The 14,621-nt window shown below is 62.0% G+C and carries 6 protein-coding genes; 1 reads left to right on the top strand and 5 read right to left on the bottom strand.

What is annotated here, in order from left to right; all coding sequences use genetic code 11:
• Window positions 1-17: 17 nt before the first annotated feature.
• From AAGW05_RS04120 to purS, 4 genes are all read right to left on the bottom strand, one after another.
• On the bottom strand, window positions 18-3,821 hold the full coding sequence (locus tag AAGW05_RS04120; protein ID WP_411803211.1) for an alpha-L-fucosidase: 3,804 nt from the start codon (window positions 3,819-3,821) through the stop codon (window positions 18-20).
• Window positions 3,822-4,395: 574 nt separating this feature from the next.
• Complete coding sequence (gene purL / locus AAGW05_RS04115) at window positions 4,396-6,705, bottom strand: phosphoribosylformylglycinamidine synthase subunit PurL (RefSeq protein WP_411803479.1); 2,310 nt, start codon at window positions 6,703-6,705, stop codon at window positions 4,396-4,398.
• A 9-nt stretch (window positions 6,706-6,714) separates the two neighbouring features.
• Complete coding sequence (gene purQ, locus AAGW05_RS04110; RefSeq protein ID WP_411803210.1) at window positions 6,715-7,467, bottom strand: phosphoribosylformylglycinamidine synthase subunit PurQ; 753 nt, start codon at window positions 7,465-7,467, stop codon at window positions 6,715-6,717.
• 2 nt (window positions 7,468-7,469) lie between these two features.
• Window positions 7,470-7,721, bottom strand: a complete 252-nt coding sequence (gene purS, locus AAGW05_RS04105) for a phosphoribosylformylglycinamidine synthase subunit PurS (RefSeq protein ID WP_411803209.1) — start codon at window positions 7,719-7,721, stop codon at window positions 7,470-7,472.
• A gap of 536 nt (window positions 7,722-8,257) precedes the next feature.
• Between purS and AAGW05_RS04100 the strand changes: the two genes are divergently transcribed.
• Window positions 8,258-12,814, top strand: coding sequence for a discoidin domain-containing protein (locus AAGW05_RS04100; protein ID WP_411803208.1), 4,557 nt, complete (start codon window positions 8,258-8,260; stop codon window positions 12,812-12,814).
• Between the two features lie 491 nt (window positions 12,815-13,305).
• On the opposite strand, the gene sucB is transcribed toward AAGW05_RS04100, so the two are convergent.
• On the bottom strand, window positions 13,306-14,621 hold a 1,316-nt coding region (gene sucB / locus AAGW05_RS04095; RefSeq protein WP_411803207.1), incomplete at its 5' end, for a 2-oxoglutarate dehydrogenase, E2 component, dihydrolipoamide succinyltransferase.

Here is a 14,621-nt window from a genome sequence, read left to right as displayed (position 1 = left end):
GCTCCGGGGCGCGGCTTCTAAGCTCGCTTTCCGCGACGGCGAACCAGCAACACCGTGCCCAACCCTGCAAGCAGGGCTAGAAGCGCCAGGGTCACGACCGTCGTGGACGTTGACCCTGTATGGGCCAGATCATCCGTGCCGGTGGCCGTTGCCGGTGTCTTGCTTGGCGTTGGTGTGCCCGGGGCCGTTGTGGATGCCGTTGCACTGGCAGACGCGGTGGCACTGGCCGTGGCCGACTCCGTCGGATCCGTTGTGGGTTCGGTCGTCGGTGTTGCCGTCGGATCCGTAGTGGGCGCCGTCGTCGTTGGCGGGTCTGTCGCTTCCACAACCGTCACCGCGAGGGGTGCCGACGCCGTCAGTCCGCCCTGGGTTGCCACTATCGAGTGCGCTCCCTTCGCAGTGCCAGCGGGGATTGTGACTGTGACTGCCGCGGTTCCATTGGCCGTGGTGGTGACCTTGGCCAGTTCCACGGGATCTGAGTGGAGTTCCACGGTAACTTCCTTGGCGGGTGCGAAGCCCGTCAGTGAAACATCCACAGTGGTGCCCGCCTCAACGGTTTGCTTGTTCACTGCAACCCCCGGATTGGACGGTTGCGCATCCTGTGCAACCGTCCAGCCCTGTGGTGCCAACTTCGCGAAGAACGAGCCAAGCGGCTTGCCACCGATCAGGGGTGCCGCTCCCGTGCCGTAGCTGGTGACAGTGATCGGGGCCGCGGTGGTGCCGTAGCCCCAGAACGGGGTGTCGGATGTGACGCAGTTGTTGCCGGCCTTGAAGTGCAGGGTGGAGCCGGTGGCGATTTCACTCTGGCGGAATTGCTCCAGGGAGTTGAAGGGGCGTTCCTGTGTGCCGATGCCGGCAACGGGTGCCGAGCAGTCAACGAACAGGTCTTTCAATGCTTCCGGTGCCGCTGCCAACTGCTGGAATAAGGCGACGTCGGAGAAGTACGCCGGGGCGCGTGTTTCGACGACAGTGACACGGAATTCCTGGGCCGTCACCGTGGAGGTGAACTTCTGGATGCGCAGGACGCCCACGTTGCCGATGTCGGTGACCTTTGTCCACGTGCCGTTGACCTTGGCTTCAACGCTGAGCTTCTCCACGGCCTGGCCGTGGTTGAGGGTGTCCTCGGTCAGCGTGATCCGGTCCACTGGCTTGGCCGAGCCAAGATCGATCACAAAGGAATCGCCAGCGGCCAGCGGCACGGCCGAACCGGTGCGCAGGTTTCCGTCGGTCATTAGGGCCGTGGTGGTCCCGCCGATGGTGACAGGCCTGCCAAGGGCGTGGTCCGCGGAGAAGGACTTTTGGCGCTCTGCGGTGAAGCCCTGCAGGGCCGTGACCGAGGATGGGGCGAACTGGCCGGTTGTGGTGGGCGGGACGTTGAGCAGCAACACGGAGTTGCGGCCCACGGAGTCATGGTACTTGCCCAGCATGGTTGTCGGGGACTTCGGGGCGTCGTTGGGGTGCGCGAACCAGCCCTGGGTCAGCTTCATGTCAGCCTCGGCCGGCCACCAGTGCAGGTTGTTGGCGCTGCCGCTCTTTGCCGCCTGGACCAGTGAGTCCCGGGAGCCGAGGGTGGCGTTTTGCTCACCGGAAACGGCGCTGATCTTCCCGCCATCGTTCGGTGTTTTGACCGGAATGACACTCCATTCATTCTGGCGGGCGGTGCCATTTTCGTTGCCGATCCAGCGGACGTCCTTGCCGCCCACGGCCACGACGGCGTTGGGCTGCAGTTTGCCGATCATGTTGTAGAAGGCCGGGTAGTCGTACGTTTCCTGCTTTTCGGTGTTCCCCTGGGCCCCGTCGAACCAGACCTCGTCAACCTGGCCGTATTCGGTCAGTGTTTCGTACAAGGTGTTCAGGAAGAATGATCCGTAGTCGGTTGCCTGGTACTTGAATTGCGGAAGGGTCTTGCCCGCCCTGTCATCGCCCTGCACCAGGGTCGGGATGGTGCGTTCGCTCTTGGCGCTGCCGTTGCCGAAGACTCCGTCGACTTCCTGGTTGGAGTCGGCGGGGGACATGTAGACGCCCACCTTCATGCCGTACTTGTGGGCCGCGTCGGTGAACTCACGCAAGACATCACCCTTGCCGTTCTTCCACGGCGAGGACTTGACACTGTAGTCGGTGTAGCGGGAGGGGTAGGAAAGGAAGCCGTCATGGTGCTTGACGGTCAGGATCGCCAGGCGGAAGCCGTTGTCGCGGAGGGTCTTGACCCAGCTGTCGGCGTTGAAATCGCTCGGGTTGAACCTCTTCGGATCCTCCGTGCCGTGGCCCCACTCCTGATCGTAGAAGGTGTTGATGCCAAAGTGCACGAATGCTGTCTGGCGGGCTTCCTGCCATTCGAGCTGGGGCAGTGTGGGGCGCACCAGGGTGGACTTGGCCACGATGTTCGCGGTGCAATCTGTTGCCGTGACGCTGATGTAGTTGGCGGGGTCGATCAGCAGTGGCTCGCATGTTTCAGGGGCAGTCGCTTCAAGTGTTTGGTAGATGAACGCCTCAGGCTTGAAACTGCCCGGCAGGGACGCGAAACGGGACTTGCTCAGCGAACCCTTGAATCCGCGTGAGAGTGCCCCAGGGTTGACGTCATTGCCGAAGCCCACGGTCCTTGTCACAGCGGTGCTTCGGGTGGACAGGCCGGTGCCGTTCACGCTTCCCAGTTCCTTTCCGTCGAGTCCGGCAAAGAGTGTCACCTTGCCGTCCGCGGCCGGGACGTAGGCAACGGAGAAGGTGTGTTCCTGCTCGACGGCCGGGAGGGGGATGGCGTTCTTGAAATCCACCCAGCTTCCGCTTGAGTTGGTGCTGTAGCCGTACTCGAATTCGGTGCCGTTGGCTGCATAGCGGGCAAAGAAGTTGCCGCCGACGGCCAGCAGGGTACCCTGCTGGACCTGGCCGGACGACGGGGTGAATACGGTCTCTGCGACGAAGGCCTTGTCAAGCGTTGCCGTCCCGAGAGAGACATTGGTGGAGGAGAAGTCGATACCTTGGGTGCCACCTGTCAAGGCGATTTTGCCGCCCGAGACCACTTCCGTTCCTGCACGGGTGCCCAGTGTTCCGAGCACGGTTTCCGTGCCGGTGGGGGAGTAGGCATTGGCAGCGAGCGTGCCGCCGAATGCCACATCCAGCAAGGTCGTGGATGCGGGCAGGGGCTGGAATTCAAAGTCGGCGGCGTTGAACGCCTTGGCGGTCGAGGCCAGCCGGACTTCGTGCAGGGTTCCGGTGAAGCCGCGCGTTGCGCCCTGGCTGTTGAGTTCATTGCCAAAGCCAAAGGCATTGCCCAAGTTCAGTGCATTCTTGGCCGGTTCGGTGCTTGTCACCGGTGGGAGGATTGCGCCGTCGAGCATGAGGGAGAGCGTCACTCCCGTTACAGATGGCAGGTAGTGGAAGGAGAGTGCGTGTGCCTTGTTCAGCTCAGGGTAGGGGGTTTCCTTCATGTGGGTTGCCCAGGTGGAACCGGTGAGGGAGTCGAAGCCGTAGCGGAGCTTGCCGCCCTGCGAGCGGATGTAGAAGTTGCCGCCAGCCGAGAACACGGTGGACATGTCCGCACTCGAGGTGGGCGTGAACTTCACTTCGCCGAGGAAGCCCTGGTCGGCCTTGTCGACACCGGTGTTCAGGTCGGCTGAATCGAAGCGAATTCCTTGGGTTCCACCGGTGAGTTTGACGCCGACTTGGGCGACCTGCTCCTCGCCGCCGTTGATGCGCCGGACCACGCCGCGCATTCTTTCATCGCCTGTGGTCGTGTAGGCGGTAGTGCCCACGAGGGACCCATTGAAGCCAATGTTCAACGAGTCGGACGTGGCGGCCTGGGCTGATATCGCAGGTGACAACATTGCGGCAATCATACCGGCGGCGGCAATCGTGGCGGCGATGGGCAGCTTGCCGGGCCTGCTGAACGGTCTGGCACTTGTGGTCGGGGCGGACCCCCGATTTGGGCGGGTTCGAAGCTTGGTCAATTTCATTTCTTGCAAAGGCTCCCTGTCGGTTTGGACTGCGAGGCCGGCCGATTCGAAACCTTCATAGCGACGGCACTGACCCACACGCATACATCGATTAAACATCAGACGTATGCGTGTAAAGGTAACAGTTATGGATATCATTTGGGGACTTTTCATGAAAATTACCGTCAGGAAGGACCGTTCGCAGGCGTCATTTACGCCACTCACGCCCAGACATCGGACTTTTCAGCCCCGGCGACGGCACCTTCCATCTATCAGACCGTCGCTCCGGGGACAGGCACCACGAGCGCAGCTTCCACGGCTTTGGCTGCGCCAATAAGCGCCGCTACCTCCTGCGTCAAGGGCCTACTGCGCAGCCTTAAACAACTGTGACGCGGTTACTGCACCAAAAAACCCCAAAAATGGGGATTATCGTGCAGTAACCGCGTCACAGATGGGGGAGGGGTGGTTAGCCGAAGTACTTCGGCAACGTGCCCTCGTGTGCAACACGGAGTTCATCCAGCTCTGCGGTGAACAGGCCCTGGATATCCAAAGCCGCACCGGCCGCGTCAACAACGCCAATGCGGGAGACCGGGAAACGCCGTGCCGTGCACATGTCATTGAAGCGGACCTCTTCGCTGCGCGGGACAGCCACAATGGCGCGTCCCTGCGTCTCGGAGAACAGCAGGGTGAAGATGTCGACGCCGTCCCGGGCAGCAACCTCATCCAGGGCCACACGCGCACCGGTGTTGTTGCGCAGTGAGGACTCAACAAGTGCGGCGGCAAGGCCACCCTCGGAGAGGTCGTGCGCGGAGTCGATCATGCCGTCACGTGAGGCGTTGATCAGGATTTCACCCAATTCACGCTCGCGTGCCAGGTCAACCTTCGGCGGCAGGCCGCCCAGGTGGCCGCGCATGTTGGCCCACTCGGAACCATCCATTTCATCAGCCGTGGTGCCCAGCAGGTAGATGGCCTGGCCGTCTTCCTTCCAGCCCGACGGCGTGCGGCGTGCGACGTCGTCGAACTTGCCCAAGACCGCGACAACGGGGGTGGGGTGGATGGGCGTGGTGCCCGTCTGGTTGTACAGCGAGACGTTGCCGCCGGTGACGGGGATGCCAAGCACCATGCAGGCGTCGGACAGGCCGCGGATGGATTCGGCGAGCTGCCACATGACATCCGGATCCTCGGGGGAACCAAAGTTCAGGCAGTCGCTGACGGCCATCGGAATGGCACCTGAGGTGGCGACGTTGCGGTAGGCCTCGGCCAATGCAAGCTGGGCGCCATGGTACGGGTCAAGGAAGGTGTAGCGGCCGTTGGCGTCGGTGGCCAGGGCAACGCCCAAGCCTGTTTCCTCATCCACGCGGATCACGCCGGCGTCGTCCGGAAACGCCATGGCGGTGTTGCCGCCAACGTAGCGGTCGTACTGGTTGGTGATCCAGTCCTTTGAGCACATGTTCGGGGAAGCAATGAGTTCCAGCACGGCGGCCTTGAGCTCATCCGGGGTGGAGGGGCGGCCGGCATCGGCGGCTGAACCCTTGAAGGCGTCAGCCTGCAAGGCGTCCTGCCACTCCGGGCGGGCGTACTGGCGGTCGTAGACCGGGCCGTCGTGCGCAACAGTGCGGGGATCGACGTCGACAATGACTTCGCCGTCCCACTTGATGATCAGGCGGCCTGTGTCGGTGACCTCGCCAAGCCAGGAGTACTCCACGGCCCACTTCTCCATGACGGCTTCAAACGCTGCAATGTTCTCCGGGGAGACAACAGCCATCATGCGTTCCTGCGACTCTGACATCAGGATTTCACCCGGGGTCAAGGTGGGGTCGCGCAACAGCACGGAGGTCAGTTCGACTTCCATGCCGCCGTCGCCGTTAGAGGCCAGTTCCGAGGTGGCGCAGGAAATGCCTGCGGCGCCGAGGTCCTGGATGCCCTCCACCAGGGACCCCTTGAACAGTTCAAGGCAGCACTCGATGAGCACCTTTTCGGCGAAGGGGTCGCCCACCTGGACGGCGGGACGCTTGGAGGGCTTTGTGTCGTCGAAGGACTCGGAGGACAGGATCGAGGCCCCGCCGATGCCGTCGCCGCCGGTGCGTGCGCCGAACAGCACAACCTTGTTGCCCTTGCCCGAGGCATTGGCCAGGCGGATGTCTTCGTGGCGCATGACGCCCACGGCGAGGGCGTTCACCAGCGGGTTGCCCTGGTAAACGGAGTCAAAGACCATTTCACCGCCGATGTTCGGCAGGCCCAGCGAGTTGCCGTAGCCGCCGATGCCGGCAACGGCACCGTGCATGACGCGGGCGGTGTCCGGGTGGTCAATGGCGCCAAAACGCAGCGGATCCATGACTGCAACCGGGCGTGCGCCCATGGAGATGATGTCGCGGACAATGCCGCCGATGCCGGTTGCGGCACCCTGGTACGGTTCGATCATCGTGGGGGAGTTGTGGGACTCGATCTTGAACGTCACGGCCCAGCCGTCGCCAAGGTTGGTGACGCCGGCGTTTTCGCCGATGCCCACCAGCATGTCCTTCTTCATTTCCTCGGTGACCTTCTCGCCAAACTGGCGCAGATGGTTCTTGGAGGACTTGTAGGAGCAATGCTCACTCCACATGACGGAGTACATGGCCAGCTCAGCGGCGGTGGGGCGTCGGCCCAAAACCTTTACGACGTCGTCGAACTCGTTCTGCTTCAGGCCAAGCTCGGCCCACGGCAGCTCAACCTCAGGTGTCACGGCTGCGTTAGCAACGGTGTCGATGTTGAACTTTTTCGCGGATTCAGTTGAGATCTCGCTCATTTATTTGTCTCCCAGAAGAGTGTTCAAGACTGAGGTGAAGAAGCCCAGCCCGTCGGTGCCCGTGTGGCCGGGGCCGTAGCCGGCTTCAACCGCGTGCTCGGGGTGCGGCATGAGGCCAACCACGTTTCCTGCGGCGTTGGTGATGCCTGCGATGTCGCGGCGTGAGCCGTTCGGGTTGCCGCCCACGTAGCGGAATGCCACACGACCCTCGGCCTCAAGGGCGTCAAGGGTCTTTTCGTCCGCGATGTACTGGCCGTCCTGGTTCTTCAGGACAATCGTGATCTCTTCGCCAGCGGCGTAGGCATTGGTCCAGGCGGTGGCATTGTTCTCCACGCGCAGCACCTGATCGCGGCACAGGAACTTCAGGTGATCGTTCTTGATCATGGAACCGGGCAACAGGTGCGACTCGGTCAGGATCTGGAAGCCATTGCAAATACCCAAAACAGGCAGCTTTGCATCGGATTTTGCGGCGTCGATGATCTTGGACATCAGCGGCGCGAAGCGTGAAATGGCGCCGGCACGAAGGTAGTCGCCGTAGGAGAATCCTCCGGGGATGATGACGGCGTCGACGTTGGCCAGTTCCGTGTCAGCGTGCCAAAGGTCGACGGCGGTTGCGCCGGAGAGGCGGACGGCGCGGCTTGCGTCGCGGTCATCCAGCGTGCCGGGGAAGGTGACAACGCCGATGCGGGCGCCCGCCAGACGGGAGTCAATTGGGGCCAGGACGGCCCCGCCAATCAAGGGGGTTTCACTCATGGCTAGTCCGCCACAACTTCAACGTTAACAACATCTTCGATGACGGGGTTGGAGAGCATGGTCTCCGCGGCTTCGCGGGCCTGGGCCAGGATTTCCTCGGTCACCTCGCCGTCCACCGTCAGTTCGAAGCGCTTACCCTGACGGACGGCGGAGAATGCGTTGAATCCCAAACGAGGGAGTGCGCCAACAATGGCCTTCCCTTGGGGGTCCAGAATTTCGGGCTTGAGCATGACGTCGACAACGATCCGGGGCATCGAAGGAACTCCTGGTGTTTAAGAGGGGGTGCCGCGGAGGTGCCGTCTTACGCCGTCTTGTGGGTCAGGTTGTATTCCGCCTGAAAACCGATAAGAAGAGCGCTCCGCGAGCTTGCACTCCCATTCTACCGAGAGTTTCCAAACTCAGGAATTTGGGGCCCCGCTGGACGACGGGAGATTGATAGTAGTCACAAATGAGTCGCTTGGCAAAATGGTTTTGTGATCACAAGCACGTTAGATTGACCTGATGTTCCATGTCCTATAAATCACATTTCCCGACAGGGTTAACCGGTTTTGCAACACGGGCCACGCAGTTGCAGTTACCTCGGTGCTCGTCATATTCATCGGCGGATTGTTTCGTCGAACAGGGATCGGCAGGGTGGCCGGAGTAATAATTGGGAATCTCCCTCAAGAGTGATCCATAACACTATAGAATCATACCGGTCATCCTATGTCCGACTTCTTGGGGTAGTCGCTGGATGCTCTGGTAAGACAGCATATTTTTCTTGGCCATGATGGTCACTTGAAAGGAATCGATGAAATTCACCGATAAGGCCCGTCGAACAAAGGGCGGCTTTGCAACCGTCACGGCGGGTGTGTTGGCAGCCGGACTGCTGACGAGCATGATGGCCCCGGCTTTTGCCCAAGATCAGGCACCGGCCCCGTTGGCTGCCGCTGGCAGCTACGCCGAACAGGTTTTGGCCAAAAGTGGCGACAACGCCATTGATGCAAGCCTGGGCCGTTACTACCGCATCCCCGCCTTGGCGGATCTGGGCGGTGGCGTTGTCCTGGCCTCTTATGACGGCCGCCCAGACGGCGGCGATGCTCCTTCGCCAAACTCCATCGTCCAGCGCCGCAGCGTGGACGGTGGTCTCACTTGGGGTGCGCCCACCTACATTGCGCGCGGCCAGGAAGCCAAAAACGGCAACCTGCGCTTCGGTTTCAGCGATCCCAGCTACGTTGTGGACAAGGTCACCGGAGACGTCTTCAACTTCCACGTCTACTCCAAGGATCAGGGCTTCCAGGGCAGCGGATATGGCAACGACGACGCCAACCGCCAGATCATCGGCACCCAGGTTTCCGTCTCTAGGGACAAGGGCCTGACATGGTCCACTGACCCCGGCAACATGCCTGTTCTGCCCCCGGCAAACTATGCTGCCAGCTCACCCTTTGCGGCATTTGACGGACCGCTGATCACGGACGTGGTCAAGCCGGTCGGAGATGCAAGCAATGTTGGCGGCGTCGCAGGTCTCTTTGCCGCCTCGGGCGAAGGCATCCAGCTTCAGTACGGTGTTCACAAGGGCCGTTTGATCCAGCAGTTCACCGGTAAGGTCAAGCAGGCAAACGGAAGCACCCCGTACCAGGCCTACAGCGTGTACTCCGATGACCACGGCAAGACCTGGCAGCGCGGGTCCTTCGTCGGTGATGGCATGGATGAGAACAAGACCGTTGAACTTTCCAACGGCGACGTCATGCTCAACTCCCGTATCAGCAGTGGTGGCACCGGCCGCAAGGTAGCCATTTCCAAGGACGGGGGTGAAACTTACGGTCCCGTCACCGTGAACAGCACCTTGATTGACCCCGTCAACAACGCCTCCATTGCGCGCATGTACCCAAATGCCGTGCAGGGCTCGGCCGAAGCCAAGATGCTGTTATTCTCCAACGCAAACAGCACCTCAGGCCGCTCCAACGGCACCATCCGCTACTCCTGCGACGACGGCACCACATGGAGCGCCGGCAAGCAGTTCAAGAGCGGCTACATGGCGTACTCCACCGTGACAGCGCTCAGCGACGGAACGTTCGGCCTGTTCTACGAGGCTGACGGCAACGCCATGACGTTCGGCAAGTTCGACGCCGCGTGGCTGGAAGTCAACTGTGGGGGCATCATGAGTGCGGCCCTCACGGCCGCCAACGGCTCAGGCGCCAACGGATCCACCGTGGATGTGGCCTTGACCGTGACGAACAACGGCACCGACGTTCTCTCCGGTGCCGTTGCTTCCCTTGGGGTTCCCGTTCCGGGCGCAAGTGGAAAATACGTAACCAACGCCGGTTGGACCGCAGGTTCGGTCACAGTGCCCAACGTGGCACCCGGTGCCTCCACAGTCGTCAAGGTTCCTGTTGGCATTCCCAGTTTTGCCAAGGTTGGGGAAGTCACATTCAATGCAAACCTGACCCGCGGTACTGACAAGGTGACCACCACCGTAAGGGTTGCCGTTACAGGCGGCGCGGCGGACACCGTCGTCGGCGTTGACGGCCGCGGCGAGCTGCGGGCACCACTGCGCAATGTTGCCACCACCCCCTACGCTGTCGGGGACAAGGTTGGTTACAATTTCATGATCAGGAATGCCGGCAACATTGCCGCCGAAATCTACCCCACGGCAGGCAATTTCAACCCGCTGCTCCGTGTGGCTGAAGGTGGCACTGCCGATGCAGGCAACTGCCGCTGGGGATCATTGCCGGTTGCTGAAGGCTACACCTGCAACACTGCCCTGCACGCAGTGACCGCTGATGAGTTGGCGAACGGATACTTTGTTCCGCTGACCACCTGGAAGGCCACTGCCGGAGCCCTCACCAAGAGCACCACTATCACAGGTGACGAAGTGGATCTGTTGGTCCGCAAGCCGTCTATTTCCCTGGCCTACACCGCTGGCGCCTTGATGGATGTTGATGGCAGCGGGTTCGCCTCTGTCGGCGACACCGTCACCTACACATCCGTTGTCACGAATACTGGCAATGTGAAGCTCGCAGACGTGACTGGATTCGGTGCCGCAAGCTTCGATCTGGCTGTAGCTGAAAGCAAGACATCCACATCCGTCTACACCCTGACGGCCGCGGATGTTTCCGCCAACAAGGTCGCGGCAAAGGGACTCGCAGTAAGCGCGAGGAACGGTGCAAAGGTTGCCGCTGCATCGGTTTCATCGGCCCCTGTCGCAGCCTGTGGCGATGAACTCTGCGGCGCCGAGCCGCCTATCGCGAACCGGATACCGCAGCGCGAGATCACCATTGCGTCAGTCTCATCGGAAGAGCTGACAGGCGAGACCGCACCCAACGGTCCGGCAGCAGCCCTGCTAGACGGAAACCCCGATACGTTCTGGCACACCAAGTGGTCGGGCACGCCAGGGGCTTTTCCCCACTCTGTGGTTTTCAACCTTGGCAAGAGCTACCAGATCACTGGTTTCGAATACACGCAGCGCCAGAATGCAACAAATGGCAAGATCAAGGATTATGAAATCTTTGTCTCCGACAGCCTCACCGACTTTGGCACGAAGGTGGCTAGCGGCTCGTTTACGGGCGTCGCCGAGCGCCAGCGCATTGTCATTGCCGGCAACAAGGCAGGACGCTACGTCAAGCTTGTCGGCCTGAACTCCATCGCCGGGAATGCCTTCGGCGGAGGCGCCGAAGTCAACATCGGCGGCCTGGCAGTCACAGCAGGTGCAGCATCGGTTACCGCAACCCCGGGCTCAGTTGAGGCCGGCAAGGACATCTCGGTATCGCTATCAGGATTCCCGGCCAGCACCGCCGTGGCACTGACGTTGGATGGCGGAGCCTCGTTGGGCAGCGTCACCACTGATGCGGCTGGCAAGGCCACCACATCGGTTACGGTTCCTGCAAGCATCCTTGCAGGCAACCGCACGGTGACTGCCACGGCAGGAGCTGTCAGCGCCACAGTGGGGATCGTTGTCACCGCGGTTCCCAGCACAGGCACGCCAGTTGTCGGCGCAACCATCAAGGGCGAGCGCACGGACACAAGCCGAGACATGATGACAAGCCCGTACACGGTGGGCCAGGAACTGCCGTACAGCTTTGTTGTCAAGAGCACCGCTGACATCGTCTCCACGGTCTACCCAACCGCCGGTGAACTCTCCGGATTCAACATCGACGGGACGCCCAACTGCCGCTACAGGAACATCCCCGTTGGTGGTGGCTACACCTGCACCACGGCCAAGCGTGTCATTACGGCCCAAGACGTTGCCAATGGCTTCTTCCAACCCGTGACACAGTGGACGGCAGAAGGAACCGGCGCCACGTCCGTAAATTACACCATCGACGGTGGCGAGGTTGATGTTCTTGTCCGCAGGCCTTCATTGGCACTGACTGTCGGCACGGGCGTCCTAGAAGACAAGGATGCCAGCGGTTTCGCCAGTGTGGGGGACGTTGTCAGCTTCCCGGTGACTGCCAAGAACGATGGAAACGTTGCGCTGACCGGTCTCTCCCTGCCTGATACGACCGGAGCCGCGGCTACGTTGGCTGCCGGTGCAAGCACTGTTGGGACTTTCAAGCACACAGTGACTGCAGCGGACCTGATTGCCAAGAAGGTAGCTGAGATCTCCGTTGCTGGCGCCGCCCACAATGGTGTCAAGAACGTTGCCAACACGGCTGCCGGAGTTGCGTTTGCACTGGAGCTTGCTCCAGAACCAACCCAGACCCCGTCTGCCAGCCCGTCCGTCAGCCCGTCTGCGGAACCGTCGGTCACCCCGTCGGCCAGCCCGTCCGTCAGCCCGTCCGTCAGCCCGTCTGCCAGCCCGTCGGTCAGCCCTTCCGTCACCCCGTCGGCCAGCCCGACAATAAGCCCGTCAGTTTCGCCTTCGGCCACGGTTGCTCCGACAGCGGCTCCTCCGGCCGAGGGTGAGCCGTCAGGTTCGGTGGGTTCGGGCACGGTTTCCGCTGGAGGCACCGTGACCATTACAGGCAAGAACTTCAAGCCGGGCACCACTGCAACGTTCACACTGCATTCGGATCCTGTGGTTTTGGGTACGGCTGTGGTTGGGGCTGACGGAACGGTTTCCCTGACGGCCAAGCTGCCGGCAAACGTGCCAGCTGGTGCCCACACTGTGGTTATTGCAGGCATGGGTGCCGATGGCAAAGCCGTTGAAGTCAGCATTGCCGTGAAGGTTGCCCCCACGGGTGCAGCCACCGGCAGCACCACCGGACCGGCCTCCGCCGCAAGTTCCACAGCTGCTGGAACAACAGGCGATGCCCTGGCAAACACCGGCTTTGGCTTGTTGCCGGTAGGCCTGATGGGTGGGCTTTTACTCCTGCTCGGTGGAACGCTAGCCCTGCGCAGGTTCTCCCCCCGGGGTGCCCGCCAGTAGTTCGACGCGAAACCCATAAATAGCGGGGGGTGCTGGTGCCACAAGCACCGGCAGCCCCCGCTTTTGCGTACCAAGGCCGGAGCCCTCCGGCCGACGCTTTTAGGGATTTCTCCCCGGCGCAGGCAACGTTCGACGGCGTTTTCGTCACCACCGTTGGTGAAGTGGGCCGGCGGTGGATCACGCACGGCAGCTGACCAACCTGGGCCGGGCCGGGCCACAGTGCAGGCCTTTTCAACGGTTGTGGTCTAGGGCGACGTGCGGCTGCACCTGATTGGCGGGCCTGCCGCCCTCAGCGAAGAGGAAGCCCGGGATCGCAATCCCGACACCCTCATGCCCGACACCGCCGCCTACGCCCTCATGGCCCAAAGAATCTCGCCCAGCTTTCTGCAGAGTTGCAGGGCAAAAAAATGCCCCCGACATTGGCGAATGCGGATTCCACTTCGCATTCTCCAATGTAGGGGGCACGTGCTTTGCACTTGCAACTGTTGTGCTTACAAGCCCAGATCGCCCTCAAAGGCTGCGGATGACAACCGGGCGGTCACGGTTTGCAGGAACCGGCCGGCGTCGGCACCGTCAACCAGACGGTGATCGTACGTCAGGCACAGGTACATCATGTGGCGGATGGCCAGCACGTCGTCCCCTTCAGGACCGGTGACCACAGCCGGGCGTTTGACGATGGCGCCAACCCCCAGAATGCCCACCTGCGGCGCGTTGATGATGGGCGTGTCAAAGAGCGCACCCACCGAACCAATGTTGGTGATGGAGAAGGTGCCACCGGAGAGCTCGTCGGCCTTGATGGAACCGTCGCGGGTTCGTGCTGCGACGTCGGCAATGCCCGCGGCGAGTCCGGCGAGATTCATTTCCCCGGCGTTGCGGACCACAGGCACCAAAAGTCCCTTGGGCGCGTCCACCGCGAAGGCGAGGTGTTCGGCGTCGTGGTAGCTGATGGTCCCGGCCGCTTCATCGAAGGAGGCGTTGAGCATGGGGAAGGCCTTCAGTGCCTCGGCCACCGCCAAGGCGATGAACGGCAGGTACGTCAGGTTTACCCCGTGTGCTGCGGCAAACGCCCCCTTTGCCCGTCCGCGCAACCGCACAATGTTGGTGACATCCACCTCGTGCACCTGCGTCAGCTGGGTTGAAGTATCCAACGATTCACGCATGCGCTTGGCAATGACGGCACGAATCCTCGAAGCTTTCACGGTAGTTCCGCGCAGGCTTGTCGACGCTGATGCCTCTACCTTGGCCGGGGCGGAGGTCGGAGCAGCAGAAACGATGACCGCCGATGCGGACTGCGCCGCCGCAGCAGCTCTGACATCGTCGCCGCGGATGCGTCCGCCAATGCCCGTACCTGTGACGGCGGACAGATCCACCTTGTGCTGGCGGGCGAGCTGGCGCACCAGCGGGGTGAAGTAGCTTCCGTTACCGGAGGCCACGACGTTGCTCGACGCCGCAGGTGCCGGAGCCAGCGCAGCCACAGGAGCCGTTGCTTCCGCGACCGGTGCTTCCGCGACCGGTGCCTCAGCAACAGGGGCGGCGCCATGGGGGGTAATGATGGCCAGCACCGCGCCCACCTCGGCGGTTTGATCCTCAGGCACCAGGATGCTCTGCAGGATTCCCTCGAAGGGGGAGGGGATTTCGGTATCCACCTTTTCGGTGGAGACCTCAACCAACGGCTCGTCGAAGGCAACGGAATCGCCAACTGATTTGAGCCAGCGGGTCACAGTTCCCTCGGTGACGCTTTCACCCAGTGCGGGCAGCAACAACGACTCAGACATGGGTGGGCCGATCCACTGTGATTTCGCCGCGG

The organism is Arthrobacter sp. LAPM80 (genome assembly GCF_046736435.1).
Classification (GTDB): domain Bacteria; phylum Actinomycetota; class Actinomycetes; order Actinomycetales; family Micrococcaceae; genus Specibacter.
This window is presented reverse-complemented; position numbering and strand designations above follow the sequence as displayed.

Bases quoted from the DNA above. Each gene is read 5' to 3' on its own strand.
- AAGW05_RS04120 (WP_411803211.1), bottom strand. From the start codon at position 3,821: ATGTTGTCACCTGCGATATCAGCCCAGGCCGCCACGTCCGACTCGTTG.
- AAGW05_RS04100 (WP_411803208.1), top strand. From the start codon at position 8,258: ATGAAATTCACCGATAAGGCCCGTCGAACAAAGGGCGGCTTTGCAACC.
- purQ (WP_411803210.1), bottom strand. From the start codon at position 7,467: ATGAGTGAAACCCCCTTGATTGGCGGGGCCGTCCTGGCCCCAATTGAC.
- purS (WP_411803209.1), bottom strand. From the start codon at position 7,721: ATGCCCCGGATCGTTGTCGACGTCATGCTCAAGCCCGAAATTCTGGAC.